Below are 21,970 nucleotides of genomic sequence, written 5' to 3'. Positions count from 1 at the left end.
CCCTGCCTGGGCTGGGCCTTCACCGCGCATCGCCGGAGAGGACGGGCGCCGGCGGAACGCTCCGGGGCGGCAGGGCTGGAGCGGCCGGGGCAGGGACGTCCTCGAGAGACGGTGACAGATGCCGGAGCGGAAGGCCGAGAAGCAGGAACCCGCAGCCGGTGAGTTCGAGGATGAGCCCCAGTGACGGCGGCGGGTTGTGCAGTCGTAGGACCCCGCCGGCCTCTGTGGTCCGCTGCGCGGCGTAGAGGAAGGCGTTGAGGCCGCTGCAGTCGGAGAAGGTCACGGGGGTGAGGTCGACATCGACGATGCGGATGCCGTCGCTCAGGCATCGCGCCAGTGCCGCGTGCAGCAGCGGTGCCGATTCCAGGCCGATCTCACCTGCCAGGGTGATCAGTGCTCTCTTCCGTCGGTCATGGCGGCAAATGGTGAGCTGTGGGACAGGCATGACGCCTCGGTTCGAAGACCACCCGGCAGCGAGATGGGGACACCGGGTTTCCCGGCCCCTCTCGGCGCGCTGTCGGCAGGGGCGTACGTTCGGCGGAGGCAGAACGAGGGCCGGTCCGAGGGCCTCGCAACAGGACAGGGGATCCACCCGGTTCCCTCCAGGGATGCGCCGGGTGACGGACGAAAGGTCCACTCCCCGCAGCCATCTGTGTCGTGGAACGACAAGCCGCCGGGGTCTGGGACGCCTTTACAGCAGCATAGCCCTGGCCCAGCGCGACAGACGGTCCGAAGCCACCCCATCTCAGGATGCGGACGGTGTCAAAGCGTGGCGGCACGCGCATGTGCGGCGCCCTGCACGGTACTTGGGCCTGTGGCACGGAAGCGGCGGCCCGCAGCCGCTCACGTAGGGCAGTCCGTCGGCTGCCCGAGGAGGCGGCTTCGCCTGACGGAGCCGCACAGCCCGGCCGACTGCCCGATGATGCCCATGCCCACCAGCGGATGCGTCCCTTCGCTGCTGCGGATTCCGCAGGACGCTACCGGGAGCCCCTGCCGGCTCGGCGGATTCCAGGGGCGCGGGGCTCCGCACTGCGCTGCCACCAGGCCGGCTGCCCCGACCACCGCAGCCGACTCCATCCACCGGTCCTGTCCACGGCGGCGCTCGTCCTGCCAGCGTTCCGATCTTCATCGTTCCGTCGGTGGCGTACGCCGTGTAGCCGAGACCAGTAGTGGTTGCGTTCGCCGTCCGCGCCGACCTGAGCCCGCTTGGCAGTTCTTGAGGCTCCCAGGGTTGCTCAGTGGTGCCGGGGGCGCGGGGTGAGGGCGTCGAGGTTGATGGTTCCGCGCTGCAGTTCCGCGTCGTGGGGTGCGTTGAATCCGGCATTGGCGATGAACAGCTGATTGCCGCATGTCGCCGTCGCTCGTGCAATGCTCCGGGCCTGCCCTCAATTCCCGCACGGTGGCCGGTACGTCCACTGAGGGAAGTACTGACGCCATTCGGCGCGGGTGATCGTCGGGAAGGCTGTGGCGCAGATCCGGGACGCGGCGCGTTCGGTGTCGGGGTCCCAGAGCAGGACGGTCCAGTCCTGGCTGCCGGTGGCCAGGGTGCGTCCGTCAGGGCTGAGAGCGAGGCTGTCCACCGGCTTCGTGTGGGCGGTCAGCAGCACTGGTTCCCGGACCTCGCCGCGGGCTGTCAGGCTGTACATCCGCACCTTCTTGTCGGAACTCGCGGCGGCCAGCCCCCGGCCGTCCGGAGTGAAGGCGACGGACATGACGCCATCGGTATAGCCGGTCAGGCGGTCGCGAGAATACGGGTGGCGGAGGTCGGTGAGGTTCCAGACGCGTACGGTGCGGTCCTCGCTGCCGGTGGCCAGGGTGCGGCCGTCGGGGGCGAAGGCGACCGACTTCACCGCGCCGGTGTGGCCGATGAGAGCCGCGAGGCGGGACGGGTGCCGTCGGCTGGTGACGTCCCAGAGAGCGGCCGTGCGGTGTCGGCCGGCCACGGCCAGGGTGCGGCCGTCGGGGGCGAACGCCACGGAGTCCACCGCACCGGTTCCACGCAGGGCGGACAGCGGGCGGGGACGGTGTACGTCCGTCGCGTCCCAGAGGCGTACGGTGCCCTGCTCGCCGCCGGTGGCCAGGGTGCGTCCGTCGGGGCTGAACGTGAGCGTGTTGACGGTGCCGATCCGGGCGGGGACCGCGTTCAGCGGGCGGACGCGGCGGCCGTCTGCCGCTCCCAGGGCCCACAGTCGCAGGGTGCCGTCGGCGCCGGCGCTGACCAGGGTGCGGCCGTCGGGGTGGAAGGCGACCGCCTGGACGGGCCCGGTGTGGCCGGTGAGTGGGGGCAGTTCGCGTGGGCGGCGCTTGTCCGCGAGGTTCCACAGGCGCACAGTGCCGTCGTAACTGGCGCTTGCGAGCAGTCGGCCGTCAGGGCTGAAGGCGAGGGAGCAGAGCGAACTGGTGTGGCCGATCAGCGCGGGGCCGGGCAGGTCCCACAGGCGGGTGCTCTGGTCCTCGCTGCCGCTGGCCAGCGTGCGGCCCCCGGGGCCGAAGGCCAGCGAACCGACGCCGCCGGTGTGCCCCGAGAGTACCGCCGCTTCACGCGCGGTGCCGGAACGGCTCACATTCCACCGGCGTACGGTCGCGTCGCTGCCGGCCGTGGCCAGTTGACGACCCTCGGGACTGAAAGCGACGGCGTTGACCGCGTCGGTGTGTGTGGCGAGTGTCTGTGTCTGGCGGGGTGGGCCCGGCCTGCTCACGTCCCACAACCGTACGGTGAAGTCGGCGCCGCCGGTGGCGAGGTGACGCCCGTCGGAAGCGAACGCCATGGCGTTCACCTGGCCGGTGTGGCCGACACGGGCGGCGCGGCCGAAGCGGCTGACGTGGCCCGTCGTGTCGGCCTCGTCGTTCTGGTCAGCTGCGCCTGTCCCGCCCGTTGTGCCGGCCTCGTCGTTCTGGTCAGCCTTGCTGGTCCGGCCGGGGACGGTCGAAAGCCGACGCAGTCGCTCACCCGACCTCGCCGATTCCCACAGCCGCATCGCACCGTCGCCGTGCCCCGTGGCCACCGTCCGCCCGTCCCGGTGGAACGCCACCGCGGTGACGTCGGTGCCCGTGTGCAGGGTGCCGAGGCCGCGCGGCCGGCGCGGATTCGACAGCCGCCACACCTGGATTCCGTCACGGGCGGCGACCGCGAGGGTACGCCCGTCAGCGCCGGCCCCGAAGCCGAACCCCGCCCCGACGACCGGACCGGCGCCGCCCGGCAGTCGTGCCGCGAGCCGGGGCCGCCGTGCGTCGCCGATGTCCCACACCGTCGTCGTCCCGTCCTCGCCCCCGGCAGCCACAAGCCGCCCGTCGGGGCTAACGGCGACCGTGCGTACGGTGCCGCCGCTGCGCCCCAGAGTGACCGGCCCGGCCGGCCGGTGCGGATCAGGCACCCGCCGTAGTCGCACGGTCCGGTCGGCATCGCCGGTGACCAGCACGCGGCCGTCGGCGCTGAACGCCACCGCGGTGACGGCGCCCTGTTCGCCGGTCAGCTGGGTGGCGTATGGAGTGGCGAAGGAGCTGAGTACACTGCCGCGCGCCTCGGGGGTGGGCGACAGGCGGTAGGCGGCCAGGCTCAACTGGGCGGCCAGCGCCGGGTTGACCGTCCGCAGCGCCGCGGCCCGTTCGGCGACCCGCTGGGAACCGGCCACGTCACGCTGCTGGTCCGCGGCTCGCTGCGCCCGTACGGCGAGAGCCGCGGTCGTGGTCGTCAGGACGAGCAGGACGCTCAACAACCCCAGGCCCAGGCGCCGGAAGCGGGCCCGGCGCCGCACCGCCGCCTGTTCCGCCGCCTGGGCGGCCAGACCGGCGTCGAGGAACTCCCGCTCCGGCACGGACATCGTCGTACGGTCGAGCCCGGCGGCCAGAGCGAGGCGGGTGCCGCGGTAGAGGGCGCCAGGTTCCCGGCCCAGCGCCTCCCAGGTCTGGGCGGCGTCGGTGAGGTGGCGCGCGGTCCGGGTGGCCTCACGGTCCTCGGTCAGCCAGCCGTGCAGGCGGGGCCAGCAGCGGATCAGCGCCTCGTGGGCCAGCTCCACCCGCTCGCGGTCCAGGGTGAGCAGTCGGGCGCCTGCCGCCAGCTCCAATACGGCACGGACCTCGCTGCCGTCGTCCTCTCCACTGTCGCCTTCACCTTGCCCGGCCAACCCGGCCAACTCCTCCAGGCGGGCCGGGCGCCGGGTGTCCTCCGTGCCGTCCCCCAGCGCGGTCAGCCGTACGAACACCTGCCGGGCCAGCTTCTGCCGTCCCGCGGCCAGCTCCTGGTAGAACTCCTCTGCGGTGCGCGCCAAGGCGCCCTCCAGGCCGCCCGCCGCCTCGAACGCGTCCAGGGTCAGTGCCGTGCCCCGTCGTCGCCGCCAGGTCTGCAGCAGTGCGTGCGACAGAAGAGGCAGCACGCCCGCCTGGCCGTGTGCCTGCGCGATGAGCGTCGCCAGCAGCGCACCCTCGATGGTCAGCCCGGCCCGCTGAGCGGGCTGCACCACGGCACGGCGCAGTTCGTCCAGGCTCATCGGCCCGACGGGGACCTGTGCGTCGCGGATCGCCTCCACCAGGGGCGCGTGGCGTGTGCAGTGCGCGTAGAAGTCGGCGCGTACGCCCAGCGCGACGCGACATCGGCCGCCGTCGTCCGAGGAGGCGGAGACGAGGGCCTCGATGAAGACGTCCCGCTCGGCCGTGTCCTGACAGAGGGTGAAGGCTTCCTCGAACTGGTCGACGACCAGCACCAGTTCGCCGTCCCCGCCGCCGTCCCCGTCCGTCGGGCCGGACCGTGCGGTGATCTGCCGCACCAGGCGTCCCAGGTTCTTCGGATCCTCCCTCAGCTCCTCGTACAGGGCACCCGGGGTGAGGCCCGCCATCGCCCCCAGCCGCACTGCGCACTCCTCCAGGGGCCGCGCCCCCGGTGTCAGTACGACCACCGTCGACGCGGCCGCCTCAAGGTGCGGCACCAGCCCGGCGCGCAACAGCGACGACTTGCCCGACCCCGAAGTCCCGATCACCATCACGAACCGCTGCCGCTCCAGCCGCCCGACCAGCTCCTCCAGCAGCCGTTCCCGCCCGAAGAACCACTCGGTGTCCTGCTCCCGGAAGGACCGCAGCCCCGCGTACGGCGGAACCGGCCCGCCCTCGGCCCCCGGCCCGGACTCCGGATACACCTCGCCCAGAAGCTCCGCGGCCGCCCGCCAGCGCTTCCGCCACTCCTCGACGTCCCCGTCGCAGGCGTGCACGTACGCCAGGGTCACAGCCAGCGTCGGCAGCCGCTGTCCGGAGGCGGCGGAGGACAGCGTCGAAATCGAATAATGAGCCTGCTCCGCCAGCCTCCGGTACGGCGGATTTCCCGCCTTCCGTCTCAACTGCCGTAGCTCTGTGGCAAATGCGAACAACGGACCGCTCCCAGCGTTCAGCGGTCGTTCCCTGCGCGGCATCGCCGCACCTCCCCGGTGGTTCTCGCAGCTCCCCGTTCGTGCCACACCCTGCACTGCGGCGTCGTATTTTTCAGGGCTTGTTTGTTCGGCACCAGGCCTCGAACTCGAACAACCCCGAACCCGCTAAACCTGAAGCCGGTGTTCGGCCGCACTTGTGGCGACCGGACACCGTCCGTCATGCCCGGCACACCACGGGTCGCACCGGGACAGACCACAGCACGTACACCGCTGCGGACCCGATTCCTGAGGGGGAGATACATGAACGAATCGGTGTTGCGACTGGGGCCGGTAGAAGACCTGAAGGTGTCCGTGGGCCGACAGCCTCTGCCCACGGTGCTCTCGCTGTTGGCCGACGTCCTCGGCGCGGCGGGCCAGGGCCTGCCGCCCGGGTGGCGGTCGGCCGCACGCGCCGCGTGTCCGAGCGACACGGCTCAGGCGCTGGGCCCCGCGCGCGAGACCCACGGGCTGTGGCTGCCGGACTGTATGTCGCCCCTCCCGCTCGACACGAACGCCGTGCCCGAGCAGCTCGACCGGATGGCCGCGGCCACACCGGAGCAACTCGCCGCCGAGGTGACCGAGCGGTTTGCGGACGGTGTTCCGCCCGCCTGGCTGCGCGTCCTCAACAGGCCGGCGCCCTTCATCCACGGCTATATCGAGGCGATGGCGAGCATCTGGACGGCGTTCGCGCCAATGTGGCGACGGTCGCGGCACCTTCTCGAACTCGAGGCGGAACGCATCGGCGTCGCCACGGTCACAGGAACACTGGACTCCGCACTCGCGACTCTGGGGCCGCGCGTCCGCCGTACCCGCCAGGGGCTGTCCCTGCCGGGCCGCGGCACAGGCCGGGACGCGTGGGAACTACCCGACCGCAGGCTCCTGCTCGTTCCCCTGGTGTCCGGTACCACGGCCTCCGTGCTCGCCCTGGGCCGGGAGGGCCCCAGCTGGATCGGCTACCCCGTACCAGGGCTGCGGGAGCTGGCATCCGGTGCCGCCACCACGAACCGCCGTGCCCTCGACCCTCTGGAGGCGGTTCTCGGCGGGATGCGCGCCCGGGTCATGCGTCTCGCACACCGGGGCCTGACCATGGGGGAGGTGAGCTCCCTGCTGTGCTGTGCGCCCGGAGCCACAACGCATCACTGCAAGCTACTTGAAGCGGCCGGGCTCGTCCGGCGCAAGCGTCAGGGTCAGCAGGTGCGCCTGCTGCTGACCCGGCGCGGCGAACGGCTGCTCGGAGTCCTCGCTTCCTGAGCCGCTGACAGACGGCACTCAGGACAGCGTGGCGGCCGTTCCGCCGCGGTGCCCCTGCCCCGTGCGGCCCCGCCCACGGCGGCCGTGCTGGTATGCCTCCGCCTGGAGCCGGAACAGCCGGGCGTAGGTGCCGCCCGCCGCTGTCAGTTCGTCGTGGCTGCCGTGCTCGATGACCCGGCCGGACTCCATGACGTAGATCCGGTCGGCGTCCCGGACGTTGGAGAACCGGTGGGAGATCACCAGCACCGCCCGGCCGGCGAACAGGCTGCGGATACGACCGAAGAGGTCGGCTTCCGCCTGCGGGTCGAGGGAGGCCGTCGGCTCGTCCAGGATGAGGAGGGGCGAGTCCCGGTAGAAGGCGCGAGCCAGTGCCAACCGCTGCCACTGGCCCAGTGAGAGATCGGCCCCGTCGCTGAACTCCTTGCTCAGGACGGTGTCGTAACCCGACGGTAGTCCCTGGATGATGCCGCCAGCCCCGGCGTCGGCCGCCGCGCGGTCGACGGCGTCCGGATCGAAGGGCACTTCGGGGCGGCCGAAGGCGATGTTGTCGATTGCGGGGAGTTTGAAGCGGACGAAGTCCTGGAAGACCATCGCGGTCGCGGCTCGCCGCTTGCCGGGGCGGGAGGCGTGAAGTCCGTTCCACAGCAGGGATCCGCCGTCGGGCTCGTAGAGTCCGGCGAGGATTTTCGCCAGCGTCGTCTTGCCTGATCCGTTCGCTCCCACGACGGCGACCAGTTCACCGGCGGCCAACTCGATCGATACGTCGTGCAGCGCCGCTGCGGTGGAGCCCGGGTAGGTGAAGGAGAGTTTCTCGGTGCTCACGGAGGAGAAGGCGGGCCTCTCCGGCGTCCCCGCCTTCTGCGGCGTGCCCGCCACCGGCCTCTCCACGGGGGCGATCGCAGAGCGGCTCCCGCCCGCCACGGCGGCGTGCCCGCGGCCGGTGTCGTCCTGGTCCTGGGCGTACGTCCTGTCGTTCGTGGAAGTGCGGACGCCGTCCCGTGTGAAGGTGCGGATGTCCTTCACATACACGGCGGCGGCACCGATGTTGTTGAAGAGGTACCCGAGCATCTGCACACGGGTGGCGAGCATGAGCAACGCCGCCAGGGCGGCCAGCGCGGTGGGAAGGGCCATGCCGCCGCTGCGCACCGTCCACCACATGGCACCGATGACGGCGACGAAGACGACATCGCCGATGAGCCGCGCGAGCAGCTTCCGACGAGTATGCCGACGCTGCATCTCGGTGGTGCCGACGATCTCCTCGGCGTATCGGCTGTTCCATCGTCCGCGCAGGGTGTCCCCGAGGTCCAGGGCCCGGATCTCCTTGGCCGCGTCCTGCCCGACCAGGAGGTGTTCGAGGTACTCACGCGCCCGGCGGCCCTCCGCGAGCCGCCCGTGCAGGCGGTGGTCGGCGTCGCGTTCGTCCCGGGCCGCCTTGAGCACGGGCAGCACGGCCAGGAAGACGAACGGGAGCAGCCACCAGGTCATGACGGCGAACGCGGCTCCCACCGCGGCCATGCTCAGCAGCGCCTGCAACGCGCCGATCAGGGCCGTCACCACCATCACCGGCTGGGACCGGGACGCGAAGACAGCCTGCTTCAGGCCGTCGTGGAACGCAGGTTCCTCGAAGCGCGCGAGGTCGGACCGCGCCGCGCTTCTCAGCACCTCGGACATGATGTGCCGGTCGACCTTCACCGTCAGCACCCGCTGCCAGCCGCTCGCGACCGTACGCAGGATGCCGCCGACGGACGCGAGGGCCACCAGCCCGCACAGGGCGAGGATCAGCCCGTCCCCGGACGGCCCGCCCGGACCGGCGGTCAGGGACGCCGTTCCCAGCGTGCTCCGCAGAACCAGCACCAGCGCGGCCAGCCCCGCCGCTGTCACCAGTTGTACGGCGAGGATGCCCGTCAGCCGCCGGCGGTCCGCCTGCCATGCCATACGCACCATGTACGCGCTGGCCCGCATCAGGTCGGCGGTGCTGATCCGCGCGGTGTCGGCGGGCTCGTCGCCGGCTGCCTCCGGTGGCCCGGCCCCTGCCTCCACCGGTTTTGCCTCTTGGCGTTCCGCGCCCACTACTGCCATCGATCAGGTCCTTTCCGAGCGGTCCGACCGGCGGGCGGAGGGGGTGGCGCAGGCCGCCAGCCACGCCTCGTGCTCCCGTGTGACGGTCTCCAGGCTTTCGCGGTGACGGAAGTTGTGTCCTTCGTGCGGCAGGAGCGCGAGCCGGGCCCGCCCGCCGTTGGCGACGACGGCCCGGTACAGGGCCACCGCCTGGTCCGGCGGAGTGGCCACATTGGTGTCGTCGAGGCCGTGCATGAGCAGAACCGGCCGCTTGAGGCGGTCGGCGAAGTCGAGGGCGCTGAACGCGCGGTAGAGCTCGGGGACCTGCCAGTAGTTCCGTCGCTCGTACTGGAAACCCTCCGGCGTCAGCGTTCGGTTGTAACAGCCGCTGTGGGCTATGGCGCCCGCCAGCCCCGGGCAGTGGGCGAGCGCGTGCAGGGCGACCGTGGCGGCGAAGCTGTGGCCGCCGACCACGACGGGCTCCTCACGCGAGGTCTGTTCTCGTATCTTCGTCATGGACTGGCCGACCGCGTGAACGATCTGCCGCCGGACATCGGCGGGCTCGGCGTCGGACGGCCAGGAGAGGGGAAGATCCAGCAGCCAGCCGGACGTCCGCAGCGCGGAGATGTCGGCCTGTGGGTCCGCGCCCGTCGAAGCGCCCGTGCTCCGGCGTACCTGGATCCAGAGCAGCCGCGCCGCCGCGCCCGCCTCCAGGGCCGGGACGCCGACGCGGGTCAGCCGGGCACCGCGCCCGCCGGGCGGTGGGGACAGGACGAGCGTGGGGGACACCGTTCGCGCGCGGGCGCGGACCGGGGCCGGGCGCAGCTGGGGCAGGATGGCTCCGCTCACCGCCTGGAGGCGCCCGCCGCGCAGTTCGTAGCGGTCGAAGCGTCCCGCCCTGCGCGTGAGGAGGTGGGGAACGCCGTCCTCGATCGTCGTCCAGCTGGATTCGAGGGGCCCGTCGCCACCTTCGGGCGGTGACTCGGCGGTGACGACGGCTTCCGGCTCGCCGTGGGCCAGCCGGAGGAATCCGGCCCGGCCGCCTTGTACACAGGCGACGACGACGCCCGCGGCGTCGTGTTCGGCTGTCGGCGTGCCCAGTCTGCCGAGCGCGCCGGGCAGCGCCACCTGGAGGGCTTCGTCGCCTCTGCGCAGGCGCAGCGAAGTGCGGTGGCGGCTCACAACGGCCGTGTCGGGGCCCACCGTCAGGCAGTGCCACCAAAGGGGTGGGTCGTCGTCCTCGTGGGTGATCATCGGCGCAGCGGCGGGGTGTTGCCCTTCGGCATCATGCGGTGTGCGCAACTCGATCGCCGTGCCGCCCTCGACGGTTCTGCTCGACGCGGTGGTTTCGCCGCTCCCGCCGGCCCAGCGTGTGGTGACCGGTACCGGTGCCCAGGAGCCGCTGTCGGTCCGCAGCATCGCCCGGGACCAGTCGAGCCCGTCGCCGGATCCCGGTGACTGCTCCGCCGAACCGTCGTCGGCCGAGGTGGCGTGCTCCACCAGCAGGGCGCGTCCGTTCGGGGAGGGTTCGAGGCCTCCTACGAGCAGCGGCGGGGTCAGCGAACGCAGTGCTCCGGTGGCCGGGTCGAGAATGGACACCGAGGCACCGGCCAGGCGCAGGAGTTCGGCATGGCCGGGGACGAGCGCGACATGTCCCGGCCCGGTGGCCTCGAGCACCACTGGCCTCCACACCTCGGCATCGTTGCCCTCGGCCTGCGGCTCGGGGCCGCTCGCCGCGGGGGCGGGAGGTGTCAGAAGGGTCAGCCGTCCGTCCTGGCACCAGGAGAGGGCCGGCCGGCCCGGTCGGCGGCAGGCCAGGGAGAGCGCGGCCCGTACCCGCTGGTGGACGGTCAGGCGACGGGCCGTGTAGTCGGCGATCCACGGGTGCAGGCGGTCGTCCCGCTGGACGAGGCCTGCGACGAGGGGCAGTTCCGGATGCCAGGTGATTCCCGCCGACAGGACGGTGCGCAGCGGAAGCCGCCACGGAGCCGATACCGGGGGGCCGCCGAGCACCACGTCCGCGTGCCGGGCGCGGGTCGGAGTGACACCGGTCAGGGCGGGGTCCACTGGCAGGTCCCGCCAGTAGACGGTCCGTGGGTTGTGGTCGGCCACGGAGGGCAGTTCGGCGGCGCCGAGCACGGCCCAGGCGGACAGGTCGGGCCGGAAGTGCACGGTTTCGCGGTCGGGTGTGCGGGACCCGGAGGACACGGCGGTCCAGGGGGGTTCAGGTGGCATGTGGGACGTCCGGTCCGGCGATGACGACGGTGTCGATCAGGGCCTTGACCGCCCCTATCCCGGAGACGGGCGCGCAGACGGAGGAGCCTGCCGCGTCGACCGGCATTGCGCACGGCACTGACATGTCCGCCATCCCGGGCGGGAGTTCGCTGCCGCTGCTGACCACGGTCATGCTCACGCGGTCCTGGCGCACCGGTTCCATCGCACCGATCAGCTGCTTGAGCGCCCGGCACGCGGGGCAGTTGTCGGATACGTAGAGCTGTACGCCGGCCACCGCTTCCGCGCAGTGCGCCACGGTCTCCTCCGCCTTCGCCCGCCGCCGGTCGGCCAGGAGCACGGCGGCCGCCGTCGTGGCGGCCGCCAGTACCGCGGCGGCCCCGCGCAGGCGCGGCCGGGCGGGCAGGTCGGCGGTGAGCAGCGTTGCCGCCACCGCACTGCCCAGGGCGTTGGCGCCGATGTGTGCCCGTCCCACGGTTGCCAGCCGGGCGGCGCCGAAGCATGCGCAGCGCTGTCCGTCCAGGGACTGCGCCACGGCGGTCAGCGTGCCGTAGGTGATCAGGGCGGCGGCGGGGGCCGCGCGGCCGGGCAGCAGGACCAGCGCTGTCGCCGCCGCCAGTTCGGCGCCGCCTGCCAGACGGGGTCCGTGAGGGGCACGCAGGGGCCCGGTGCGGTAGGGCCACGCCAGTTGGGACACGGGTGTGAGGAGCTTCGCGGCGCCGCCGACGAGCAGCGGTCCGGCCAGCGCGGCCAGCGCCGCCTGCGGGAGTCGGGAGGACATGGAACCTCACTTCACTTCGTCTGTGACGACGAGCCACTGGGATCGCAGAAGGTCACGGGTTACCCGGCGTGCGTCTGTGTCGTCGGGGCCGGGGTGTTCGCCGGACAGCAGGCGCTCGATCACTGCCGCGTCGCGCTCGGTGCACTCGGCGAGCGCCAAGGTCTTCTCGTTCATCAGGACGGCGCCCCCGAACAGTAGGTGGGTGAGCCGTACTCCGGGGCCGAGGACGACACGGCGGGCAGGGCTGTTGGTGGAGGTGGTCATGGCGGTCAGCCCTTCAGCCATCGGTCGATCCACAGCAGTCGCAGCAGCGGCAGGGCGTGGTCGGCGCAATCGGGGCCCCTCTTCAGGAGGCCGGTCACCGCGTCGACGTCGATCAGTCCCATGTCCGCGAGGGCGCTCTCCCGCTCCAGCTCGATGACGATCTTGGCGCTCTCGCTGTGCAGATAGGCGGCTGCCGCGAGCCGGAGGTCGAACGAGGACGAGGCGAGCCGCAGTCCGCGCACCCGGTGGCGGGCGACCGCCGCGGCCATCGGCCGGTTGTTGCGGAACAGCCCCCGGGAGATACGGCCGCGCCGTTCGGGGGGCAGCGCCTGCACAGCGCCCAGGACGGCCGGGTCGAGCGCGGGAAGGACCAGACCGCCCCGGGGCACCCGCTCGGCCAGGCCGGCGTCGGCGCGGCCCAGAAGGGGGCCCAGCAAATCCAGATGGTCCTTCCAGACGGACAGCGATGCCTGCTGGACCGTCTGAAGAGCGACCCGGCCCTTCTGGGTCAGCACGGGGAGGTCGCGCCTGCCCAGCGGAGGCGGCGGAGGCCCGTCGGGAGCTTGTTGGTCGTCAGGGGTGCCCTGGCCGGGCCCGTCGCTGCGCACCACGCCCTGCTCCAGCAGGTCGGCCGCCTCCCGCAGGGAAGGCAGGACGCCGGACAGATGGAAGGGTTCACAGGTCAGCAGCCGCCAGTCACGGGGGCCCCTGTCGACGTCCGACAGCTTGACGCCGACAAGGTCCTCCAGGAGCACGGCCGATGCCAGAGGCCGCCCCGCCGCAGCGGTGAGAGCGACGGCCAGCCTGCGGGGCAATTCCACGTCGGGCAGGACGGGCAGCAGCCCGCCGAGGGGAGCCCGGTGGTGGTCGAGCAGGTCGAACACATCGACCGGTACGTGCGAGACGGACAGTCCGGGTATGGCGGCCGGGGCCGGGCGGTGGCCGGGGAGGCCCAGATCCGCGTGGAGCAGTCGTGGCCGGTGGCCGGTGGCCAGGGCGGCGACCGCGAGGAAGGCCGAGGACAGGCCTCCGCCGTAGGCGATGGCGTAGTCGTCGGGTGCCGCGCTCAGGACGTCGGCCACCGCCCCGAGCAAGTCGGCCGGTCCGTCGGGCAGAGTGGGGCGCCGGCGGGAGACGACGACACCCTCTGGGCCTACGTGCACCGTTGTGCCGAGCGCCAGTCGGCGCACCCCCGGCAGAGGGGTGGCGTCCGGTGGCGGGGCCAGGCCGTGGATCAGTGCGAGCAGTGTGCCCGCTTCGGGCAGGCGCCCGCCGGAAGCCGCGGTCGGCAGGTTCCCGTCGGGTCCCTCGGCGAGGTCGGCCGGATCCTCGCTCCACTCCAGCCGTCCGAGGCCGACGCGGTAGTACACGTCGCCTTCCCCGAGTCCCGCCCGTCCCAGTGTGAAGCCCCCGGGGCTCATGACCGCGGTCACATCGGCCGCCGCAGGGGTCTGCCGGGGCGGGGTGCAACGGACGGCGCCGTGCCCGTCCGCGGTGACGACGTTCAGCACGGCAGTCCCCTTTTCCCGGTTCGCAGCACCTCGGTGTACTCCTCTCGGACGGGCAGTGTCGTGCTCACCACGGACCCACCGCACTGCACCCAGGCGTAGAAGCCGCCGGGCGCCACGACCGGGGCCGTTTCCCGGCCGAGGTGGAACGAGGCCGGATACCCGAGAGAGTTGAGACCGGCGGTGACGAACAACGCATCCTCTACTGGGTCGAGAAAACCCATGAGCATTCTTTCGGCCACTCGTAATCTGGCCACCGCCAATGGTGCGCCGCGCGTTCGGTCACCGAATTTCGTGTGCACAGGCGGCCATTCGAGTTCGTACGTTCCGCTGTCCTGACGGGCGGACTCCACGAATTCCTGTGCCGTGTGTGCCGCTTTCCAGAGTCTCAGCATTTCGTTGCCCCCAGGCTGCCGCGCTGTTCGAGGAGGGTTGTCGTCTCCCCTCAATTCGACCCGCCCCGACGGGGTTCACTCACCTGCCGGTTGTCAGCCCTGCAGGTAGCAGTGGAACCACTCACAGATCAGACCGTGGCAGCACTGGGAGTCCCAGGCACACGCCTCGTAGCGCGGAACGCAGGCCTCTTCGACCGCAGTCGCCTCCGCGTGCAAATGCTGCTGAAGCCCATTCCCGGCGAGCCGCTCGGACAGTGACGTCACAGGCATGACATCCCCTAACTCGGGATCACCGGCCGACCATTCGGCCGACCTCTTGGCATTGACGGAACCACGCTCCCGGGAACCCTTCAAGACCCTTTCGTGCATTCGCCGGAGCTGCAGGGAAGGGATTTTTCCTCAAGCATTTCGAGAGACTTGGAAAGGTGGACGAGGCCCGGTTCTCCAGAGCGGTCGAAGGCCGGCTCGCGCGGCCATCGTTGTCTGTGGCCGCGGTGCGCAGGCCGACGGGTATGGCGCATCGCATGCCTGTGGTGTGCGCGAGAGCGTTTCATCGCAGTGGCGATCAATCAGGGAGCGGGAAGACAACGATCAGTGAGCGGTGCTCGTCGAGGGCATCGGCCTCCACACAAAGGCTGAGATCAAAGGCTCAGAGGAAGGACAAGCGTTTCAGGCACGACTGAAACGTCTGGTGCCGTCGGAACGTCCGGTCCCATCCTGGGCCTCGGGTGAGCGACCACCGAGACACTGGGGGAATCAGATGAGGCCGATGAAGTCGATGAAGGCACTGCTCGCGGCTGCGCTGTGCGCGGGCGCCCTGTTCACCGCGTCGGGCACCGCGGAGGCAGCGCAGGAGTCGCAGGACGGGGGCACCACAGTCCTGGCCGTGAACACCTTCCAGAGCCTGGGCACCTACCGCTGTATGGACGACAGCAACCTGGGGTTCCGCACGTTCCCCTGCAACGGCACCGACTTCCAGAAGTGGAACGTGCATGTCTTCAACGACGGCACGCGCCGCTTCCAGAACCTGGCCACCGGGCGATGCCTCTACGACGGCCCCGCCGGGTTCAGCACCCAGTTCTGCGGCAGTTCGGAAGCCGTGAGCTGGTACATCGTCCGCCACCACGAAGTCCGCCTCACGTTCCGCAACCAGTACACCGACCGCTGTATCGACGACAGCGACGACAGCGGCTTCCGAACCACCCGTTGCAACGGCGGCCTGTACCAGGACTGGGTCTGACGTTCCGTCACTCTGGGGAAGAAGTCACATGGCTGACGAAATGGTGGAGTTGGCACAGCGGTTCATCAACTCCTACAACGTGCCGGGTATCCCGAAGGTGGAGGTGAACGGGAAGACGAGTTGGACGGTGATGTACGCCCTGACGCGTGCGCTGCAGCACGAACTCGGCAAGTGTGGAGGCGCTCATCGAGAGCCTCGGACTGCGCCCGCCGGACGTCGGCGGCCTGAAAATGGCGCACTGGCTGGAAGGAGCGGGCGTGGTCACGGTGGGCCTCGCCAACCACGGGGTGGGCAACTTGGACCTCGCCCTCAGCATCACCGAACTTCCCGCCTGAGCCAGTGGCCCGGCTCGGAACGTTGGACGGCCTTCAGGGAGGGTTCACATGCTCGGAATGTCCTCAGTTCGGCAGCTTCGCTGCGTAGATCCAATCGAAGCCGTCGTATCCGGTGCCGTCGAGGTGTTCTGCCCGGGTCAGGCCGGCACGTACCGCCACGCGCCGGGAGGCAGCGTTGGCCGGCCGGACTCGGGCGATCAGCGGGAGGTCGGGAACGTGCCGGGATGCCCAGCTGGTGACTGCGATCGCGGCCTCGCTGGCGAAGCCCTGGCCCCATGCTGAGGTGGCGAAACGGTAGAAGAGGTTGAGAACCTTCATGCCATTGAGTTCCATGGGCTTGACCCCGCAGAACCCCAGTTGCAGGGCAGAGTCGTGGCGTCGGACAACCCAGTACCCGTATCCGCAGCTCTGCCATTGGTTGTTCCAGCGCTGATAGAGCTCCCCGGCCTCTTCGGGCCGGGCGAGGGCGTCGGAGGAATTGTGCAGGCAGGTTGCGGGGTCACTGTGGATCGTAAAGATCGCATCGATGTCGGCTTCGGTCGGTCGCCGCAGTGACAGTCGGGCGGTCAGCAGTTCTTCGCCTGCCAGGCTCGGGTCGCTCATATGAAGATCGTAGAGCTGTATCTCTCACCGAACCCGGCGGTGCCGCCGGGACGGCCGGGAGATCTGAACCAATACCGGGAGTCAGGCCGCGATGAGCTCCTGCTCGCGGTGCGGCGTCTTGACCTTGGGCTTCTTGTTCGGCAGCGAGAGCCGGAAGACCTTGTGCCACGCGGAGAACACCTGCTTGGGCAGCGGCCCGGTGACGTACTCCAGCTCGTACTTCTCGAACAAGGCGCGCACCTTCACCGCGACCTCGGCGTACCGGTTGCTCGGCAGGTCCGGGAAGAGGTGGTGCTCGATCTGGTGCGACAGGTTGCCGGTCATGAAGTGCATGGCCTTGCTGCCGCTGATGTTCGCCGAGCCCATCATCTGGCGCAGATACCACTGGCCGCGCGTCTCGCCCCTGATCGACCGGCGCTCGAAGACCTGCACGCCCTCGGGGAAGTGCCCGCACATGATCACCGAGTGGGTCCAGACGTTGCGGACCAGGTTCGCGGTGAATGTGGCGGCGAGCGTGGGGAGGAACGACGGGCCCGACAGGAGCGGGTGGATCACGTAGTCCTTGAGCACCTGCTTGCGGATCTTGCGGCCCACGGCCCTGGCCCGTGCGCGGAACTCCGGGCTCTTGCGGCGGCGCTTGTGCAGGTTCTTGCCGAGCTCCAGGTCGTACGCTGCGATGCCGTACTCGAAGAAGCAGGCGTTGATGAAGTTCCACAGCGGCTGGCCGAGGTGGAACGGGTGCCACTTCTGGTCCTCGTCGACGCGCATGATGCCGTAGCCGAGGTCGTTGTCCTTGCCGATCACGTTGGTGTACGTGTGGTGCAACTCGTTGTGCGAGTGCTTCCACTGCTCGGCCGGCGAGACGTGATCCCAGTCCCAGGTGGTGGAGTGGATCTTCGGGTCCCGCATCCAGTCCCACTGGCCGTGCAGGATGTTGTGGCCGATCTCCATGTTGTCCATGATCTTCGCCACGGACAGACCGGCGGTGCCGATCAGCCATGCGGGCGGGAAGATCGAGAACAGCAGCACGCCCCTGCTGGCCAGCTCGAGCTTGCGCTGCGCCGAGATGACCTTGCGGATGTAGGCGGCGTCCTTCTCGCCGCGGGCGGCGATCACCTCGTCGCGGATCGCGTCCAGCTCGCGGCCGAGCTCCTCGATCTGCTCCGCGGTCAAGTGGGCGGTGGGGTCAATGGCGGTCAAGGTGTTCCTACCGTTCGATGTCACAGGGGCCCGCCGCGGCGGACACGCAGGTCTGGATGAGGACGCCCGGCTCGGCCTCGGTGATCTCGCCGGTGCGCAGGTCGCGGACTGCGCCCGCCTTGAGCGGCGTGACGCAGCCGAAGCAGATGCCCATGCGGCACCCGGACGGCATGAGCACGCCCGCCTCCTCGCCGACGTCCAGCAACGGCGTGGCGCCGTCCGCGTCGACGGTCTTGCCGGTGGTGCTGAACCTGACCTCGCCACCGTCGCCGGCGACGACGATGCTGGGGCGGAAGCGTTCGGTGTGCAGGCGCTCTTGTACCCCGTGCTCGGTCCAGTGCTCCTCGGCGGCGTCGAGCAGGCCCGCGGGCCCGCAGGCCCAGGTCTCGCGCTCGGCCCAGTCGGGCACGAGTTCGTCGAGACGGGCGATGTCGAGCATGCCGTCGGTGTCGGTGTGCACCTCGGTGAGCCGCAGCTTCTTGTCCGCGACCAGGTCGTGCAGTTCGTTGCGGAAGATCACGTCTTGCGGCTGTGGCGCGCAGTGCACCATGACGACGTCGTCGAACTCGGTGTTGCGCAGCATGCCCATCACAGGTGTGATGCCGCTGCCGGCCGTCAGGTAGAGCACCTTGGCGGGCTTGGCCTGCGGCAGCACGAAGTCACCGGTCGCCTGGTCGAGCTGGATCAGCGTGCCCGGTTCCGCCCTGCGGACCAGGTAATTGCTGACCTTGCCGTCCGGGATCGCCTTCACGGTGATCGTGACGCGGCCGTCCTGGCGGTCTGTCGGCGAGGTGATGGAGTAGGCACGCCACAGACGCACCCCTTCGACATCGACCCCGATCCGCACGTACTGACCGGCTGTGTGGCCGCGCCAGCCCCGTCCCGGTCTGATCACGACAGTCGCGGCGTCTCCCGTCTCGGGGTGCACGGCCTCGATGCGCCCACGCAGGTCAGCGCCCGCACGCAGCGGGCTGACCAGGTCGAGGTAGTCCGACGGCAGCAGCGGCGTCGTGACCATCTCCAGCAGTTTCCACGCCCTGCTGCGAAGGGCTGTACTCGTCATGACTTCAGCTTGCTGCGCCTCAGGGCGTAAAGTCCTGACCACAGGACGTAAATCTGGTGGGCTGAATTGTTCGCAGGGAACAAAAACATGAGCCATGCAATCCGGAGGGCCACCGAGCTGGCCCTGGACGAGGTGACGGTCACCGCACTTCGGGCCGCGCTGAAGAGCACCGCCGACGAGGTCGTCCAGGCGATCATCGACGAGGTCCCTCCCTACGCCAACGCCCTGTCGGGCCGCATGGGCGGCACCATCCGCCGAGCCGTCCGCACCGCCCTGGGTCACTACCTGGACCTCGCGAGCGGGAACGCCACGGGCGGCGACGCCGGTGACGCAGCCTACGAGCTGGGCCGCGGCGAGGTGCGCGACGGCCGTTCGATGGACGCCCTCCTCAGCGCCTACCGCGTCGGCGCCCGCGTGGCCTGGCGATGCCTCGCCGCGGGTGCCGTACCCGCAGGTCTGCCCGCCGCCGAGGTCGCCAAGTTCGCCGAGCTGACCTTCGCCTACATCGACGAGCTCTCCGCCGCCAGTGCCGCGGGCCACGCCGACGAACTGGCCGTCCGGGGCCGGGCTCATGAGCGCCACCTGGAACAACTGGTCCGCGACCTCCTCGCCGGCGCGAGCCCGGACGTGCTGCTGGCCTCTGTTCAACGGGCCGGGTGGCAGCCTCCGGTTTCGCTGACCGCGGTCCTGTTGCCCGCCGCCCAGGCCCGGCCCGCCTACCGCGTGCTCGACCCGAGCACCCTCGTCCTCGACGATCTGCCGGACGCCACCGGTGTGCTGCTCGTCCCCGATGCGGACCGATCACATCTCTTGCGGCAGCTGACCGACCGCACCGCCGTGGTCGGCCCGGCCCGGCCATGGACTCGTGCGTCCGCCTCGTACGCACGAGCCGTACGCGCCCGCTCCCTCTCCTCCGATATTCGCGACACCGAGGATCACCTGCCCGAGCTGGTGCTGAGCGCCGACGCGGACGCGTTCGCAGACCTGCGTGCCCGAGCCCTCGCACCGTTGCGGACCCTGCCTGTCGCGACCGCACGGAAGCTGGAGGAGACTTTGCGCGCGTGGCTGCTGCACCAGGGCAGGCGTGACGAGGTGGCGGCGGTGTTGTTCGTCCATCCCCAGACGGTCCGGTACCGGATGTCGCAGCTGCGGGAGCTGTTTCCGGATCTCGCATCGCCGCACCGGGTCCTCGAACTGACGCTGGCGGTCGGTCTACGGGGCAACTGACGCGTACTTCGACCGTCCACGACCACGTCCGCGAACGGTCCAGGAATGTGCCTCGTTCTCGGCGCCGTCAGCCGGCTCATGCGGGCCGGCGAAGAGCGGTATGAGCCGGCTGAGACCGGGGGTTGATGCGCATACCGGACAAGGCTTCGGGAAGCCCGTCGGGGGCGCTGTTTCGGAGAAGCGTGGTGGCGGATACGGCGCGACTGGATCCGGTGGACGATGCGCACAGGCCGGCCTGGCACGCCGGGCAAGGGATGATGGGGATGGAACGACGGAATGTGACGGCAGGAGCTTCCATGGCGATGCGGGTTCACCGACCCCGTGAGGACGCGGAGTTCAATTTCATTCTCGGGATGAGCGCAGTTCCGGTCCTCGCCTACTTCACCGGGACATGGCCCAAGGCAATCGAGCCCTGCCGGGTGATGGACCTCGTCGTGGGTGGCATCGCCGACGACTACACGGGCCGTCTGACGGCCGTACGCGCCGACATCACGCGTTGCCCGGCTGCGACCGAGCGATACGGGATCACCGGAGCCCCGTCCTACGTCCTGCTGAAGGAGGGAGAGGCGGTGGCGCACGGCACGGGTCCCATGACCATCACCGAGGTACGGAAGTTCCTGGACGGCCACCTCTGAGCGGCCGCTGAGGCCACGTGGCCGCGACGCCCGTCACATCTCGTCATGAGGGCTGCGCCGCCTGAGACTCCCCGGGGCTGAGACACTCCCCACAAGGCACATAATGCCGTCCAGAGCAGTGCCGTCGGCCAACTGCGCGGCACCGGCCACCGTGCGGGAAGGGCGACTTGATGAACCGGGGACCTACGGAGAACGGGCTGAGCTGGATAACCGATGCCTACAGCACCAGCTTCACGCTCGCACTCAGTGAGGGCCTCTCGCCGTACGAGCTGCTGCGTCGCGTCGGCGCCGAGGAGCGCGACGTTGTCATGCTCAGCCGCTCCGCAGCGTACGAGTTGTTGCTGCGGGATGAGGAGGACCACATCAGTGACCTCGACTTCCTGGACTGGGAAGACGAAGCGGCAGTTGCCCAGCTGACGAGCGCCGGCTTTCTGCCCGCCCCGCCGGAGACCATCGTCCGAGCGGGCTCGGTGGCCGGCTGGGCGTTTGCGCTGGAGGAATTCCACTGCCGGACGGGCACGTACCTCGCGGCGCTGTCCGAGCGGGGGCGGGCGTTCTGCGTGCATCGCAACGCAAAGGGCTTCAGCCACGTCGGTTATGCCTGCCGCGGCAATGAGGTGACGTCCTTCGAGCCTGGCCTGCCGCACCTTACCAACGGTGTCCCAGCCGAGGTGGCGCTCGGCTTCGTGCACAACGGTGACGAGTTGGGCGATGTCGCGTTCCTGCGGTTCCTGGAGAGCGAACTCGGCATCTACCTCCCCATTGAGGAGACAGAGGCAGAGCTTCCGGCAGCCGCTTTCACCTGACGCCGCCCTCCGACAACCTCGCCGAGCGCATGCGGTGGAGCCGATGCACTGGATTTGCTCAGCGCCCCCATCCGGCACGGGATACCCGGAACAAGAGGAGGGGCTCGTGCCGTATCCGACACCGCGGCACGGACCCCTCCCGGCAGTTGATTCGAGCACTGCACACAATCACGATGATCAGGATGCGGCCGGACCCGGTGACCAAGACCTACATCGCCCGCCGGGCGGCCGAGGGCAAGACCTCCCGAGACACACAACGATGTCTGCAGTGGACCATCGCCGCCAGATCTTCAAGCTCATCGAACGCCCGAACCAGAGGACATCCAGAAGCTCGAAGATCGCCCCTTCACCGCTTGACGCGATAGAGCAGCTTCGGGGGAGATGGTTGCCGAGCAGGTCGAGAGGCAGCTCAGGGAATTCACTGCACTACGACGTCATCCCCGGCCGAAGTCGACGGCCCGGTGGTGGCGTTGCCGTAATACACCCAGCGCCACGCGCCCGTCTTGGATGCCTTCACGGTCGTCTTGAGATCACCCGAGCCGTTCGCGTACACCTTCTTCACCGTGGTGTAGGAGGAGGCTCCGGTGGGCTTGAACTGCAGGCTCACCAGGCGGCCTTCGTAGGAGGCGTACTTCCTGGTCTCCCAGTTGGCTCGCGTGACCTTTCCGGTCACGGTGATGGTGCTGTCCTTGGTCACCGGCTCGGGTGAGGCGTTCACGGTCAGGCGGGAGTTGCGCTTGACGTGGACGGTGAGGCCCTCATCATCAACGTCACCGCCGCCGTCCCGGAAGTACACCTCGGCCGCGACCTTCCAGGCTCCGGCCTCGCTGTTGTGCATGCCCGAGCCTGTGGAGGGCCGGATCCTCAGCGGCCCGAACTCGTCGAAGGCGAACGCCCGGTCCGGGGGAGCGGTCCAGGACCAGCAGGAGACCTCCTATCTGGTGGGGGATGAGAACGGGACCCAGGTCGCCGCGTC

Annotated in this window: 17 protein-coding genes and 2 pseudogenes; 6 read left to right on the top strand and 13 right to left on the bottom strand. The window is 70.2% G+C overall.

The genetic code is table 11. The features are described from left to right. Positions 1–19 precede the first annotated feature (19 nt). On the bottom strand, positions 20–445 hold the full coding sequence (locus O1Q96_RS25875) for an STAS domain-containing protein (protein ID WP_269250428.1): 426 nt from the start codon (positions 443–445) through the stop codon (positions 20–22). Between the two features lie 940 nt (positions 446–1,385). Beyond that, on the bottom strand, positions 1,386–5,216 hold the full coding sequence (locus O1Q96_RS25870; RefSeq protein ID WP_269250427.1) for an nSTAND1 domain-containing NTPase: 3,831 nt from the start codon (positions 5,214–5,216) through the stop codon (positions 1,386–1,388). 441 nt (positions 5,217–5,657) lie between these two features. On the opposite strand from O1Q96_RS25870, the gene O1Q96_RS25865 reads away from it, so the two are divergent. Continuing rightward, the gene (locus O1Q96_RS25865) at positions 5,658–6,647 is read left to right on the top strand and encodes an ArsR/SmtB family transcription factor (RefSeq protein WP_269250426.1); all 990 of its coding nucleotides are present in this window, start codon (positions 5,658–5,660) and stop codon (positions 6,645–6,647) included. An 18-nt stretch (positions 6,648–6,665) separates the two neighbouring features. On the opposite strand, the gene O1Q96_RS25860 is transcribed toward O1Q96_RS25865, so the two are convergent. The 7 genes from O1Q96_RS25860 to O1Q96_RS25830 form a co-directional block, all read right to left on the bottom strand. Next, positions 6,666–8,726, bottom strand: a complete 2,061-nt coding sequence (locus O1Q96_RS25860) for an ABC transporter ATP-binding protein (protein ID WP_269250425.1) — start codon at positions 8,724–8,726, stop codon at positions 6,666–6,668. A 3-nt stretch (positions 8,727–8,729) separates the two neighbouring features. After that, complete coding sequence (locus O1Q96_RS25855; RefSeq protein ID WP_269250424.1) at positions 8,730–10,940, bottom strand: alpha/beta hydrolase family protein; 2,211 nt, start codon at positions 10,938–10,940, stop codon at positions 8,730–8,732. Further along, positions 10,930–11,718, bottom strand: coding sequence for a hypothetical protein (locus O1Q96_RS25850; RefSeq protein ID WP_269250423.1), 789 nt, complete (start codon positions 11,716–11,718; stop codon positions 10,930–10,932). Before O1Q96_RS25850 ends, O1Q96_RS25855 begins: the two co-directional genes overlap by 11 nt. 6 nt (positions 11,719–11,724) lie before the next feature. Beyond that, positions 11,725–12,003: an actinodefensin-associated protein B gene (gene adfB, locus O1Q96_RS25845; protein WP_269250422.1), complete on the bottom strand. Its 279-nt coding sequence runs from the start codon at positions 12,001–12,003 to the stop codon at positions 11,725–11,727. Continuing rightward, complete coding sequence (locus O1Q96_RS25840; protein WP_269250421.1) at positions 11,988–13,493, bottom strand: hypothetical protein; 1,506 nt, start codon at positions 13,491–13,493, stop codon at positions 11,988–11,990. Before O1Q96_RS25840 ends, adfB begins: the two co-directional genes overlap by 16 nt. Further along, entirely contained in the window at positions 13,487–13,714 is a 228-nt protein-coding gene (locus O1Q96_RS44315; RefSeq protein WP_331276065.1) for a transglutaminase-like domain-containing protein, read from the bottom strand. Before O1Q96_RS44315 ends, O1Q96_RS25840 begins: the two co-directional genes overlap by 7 nt. 264 nt (positions 13,715–13,978) lie before the next feature. Continuing rightward, on the bottom strand, positions 13,979–14,155 hold the full coding sequence (locus O1Q96_RS25830; RefSeq protein WP_217460076.1) for a hypothetical protein: 177 nt from the start codon (positions 14,153–14,155) through the stop codon (positions 13,979–13,981). Between the two features lie 499 nt (positions 14,156–14,654). On the opposite strand from O1Q96_RS25830, the gene O1Q96_RS25825 reads away from it, so the two are divergent. Both O1Q96_RS25825 and O1Q96_RS25820 read left to right on the top strand, forming a co-directional pair. Beyond that, positions 14,655–15,125 carry an RICIN domain-containing protein gene (locus tag O1Q96_RS25825; RefSeq protein ID WP_269250419.1) on the top strand — a complete coding sequence of 157 codons (471 nt, stop codon included), beginning with the start codon at positions 14,655–14,657 and terminating at the stop codon, positions 15,123–15,125. Between the two features lie 167 nt (positions 15,126–15,292). Then, positions 15,293–15,460 (top strand): annotated as a pseudogene (locus O1Q96_RS25820) (NADP oxidoreductase); the annotation flags it as partial. A 63-nt stretch (positions 15,461–15,523) separates the two neighbouring features. Here the strand turns inward: O1Q96_RS25820 and O1Q96_RS25815 are convergent. From O1Q96_RS25815 to O1Q96_RS25805, 3 genes are all read right to left on the bottom strand, one after another. Continuing rightward, positions 15,524–16,063, bottom strand: a complete 540-nt coding sequence (locus tag O1Q96_RS25815) for a GNAT family N-acetyltransferase (RefSeq protein ID WP_269250418.1) — start codon at positions 16,061–16,063, stop codon at positions 15,524–15,526. Between the two features lie 81 nt (positions 16,064–16,144). Then, entirely contained in the window at positions 16,145–17,263 is a 1,119-nt protein-coding gene (locus tag O1Q96_RS25810; RefSeq protein WP_269250417.1) for a fatty acid desaturase family protein, read from the bottom strand. 7 nt (positions 17,264–17,270) lie between these two features. Then, positions 17,271–18,326 carry a ferredoxin reductase gene (locus O1Q96_RS25805; RefSeq protein WP_269250416.1) on the bottom strand — a complete coding sequence of 352 codons (1,056 nt, stop codon included), beginning with the start codon at positions 18,324–18,326 and terminating at the stop codon, positions 17,271–17,273. A gap of 87 nt (positions 18,327–18,413) precedes the next feature. Here O1Q96_RS25805 and O1Q96_RS25800 point away from each other — a divergent pair, with 87 nt between their 5' ends. The 3 genes from O1Q96_RS25800 to O1Q96_RS25790 all read left to right on the top strand — a co-directional run bounded on the left by O1Q96_RS25800 (position 18,414) and on the right by O1Q96_RS25790 (position 20,994). Continuing rightward, positions 18,414–19,553: a PucR family transcriptional regulator gene (locus tag O1Q96_RS25800; RefSeq protein WP_269250415.1), complete on the top strand. Its 1,140-nt coding sequence runs from the start codon at positions 18,414–18,416 to the stop codon at positions 19,551–19,553. 296 nt (positions 19,554–19,849) lie between these two features. Beyond that, positions 19,850–20,188, top strand: a complete 339-nt coding sequence (locus tag O1Q96_RS25795) for a thioredoxin family protein (protein ID WP_269250414.1) — start codon at positions 19,850–19,852, stop codon at positions 20,186–20,188. A 170-nt stretch (positions 20,189–20,358) separates the two neighbouring features. Further along, positions 20,359–20,994 carry a DUF6461 domain-containing protein gene (locus tag O1Q96_RS25790; RefSeq protein ID WP_269250413.1) on the top strand — a complete coding sequence of 212 codons (636 nt, stop codon included), beginning with the start codon at positions 20,359–20,361 and terminating at the stop codon, positions 20,992–20,994. A gap of 418 nt (positions 20,995–21,412) precedes the next feature. Here the strand turns inward: O1Q96_RS25790 and O1Q96_RS25785 are convergent. Next, positions 21,413–21,832: pseudogene (locus O1Q96_RS25785) on the bottom strand (hypothetical protein); the annotation flags it as partial. Positions 21,833–21,970 lie beyond the last annotated feature (138 nt).

It is taken from the genome of Streptomyces aurantiacus (assembly GCF_027107535.1).
Taxonomy (GTDB): Bacteria; Actinomycetota; Actinomycetes; order Streptomycetales; family Streptomycetaceae; genus Streptomyces.
The sequence above is the reverse complement of the archived record's forward strand: the minus strand, read 5'-3'. Positions and strand labels throughout refer to the sequence as shown.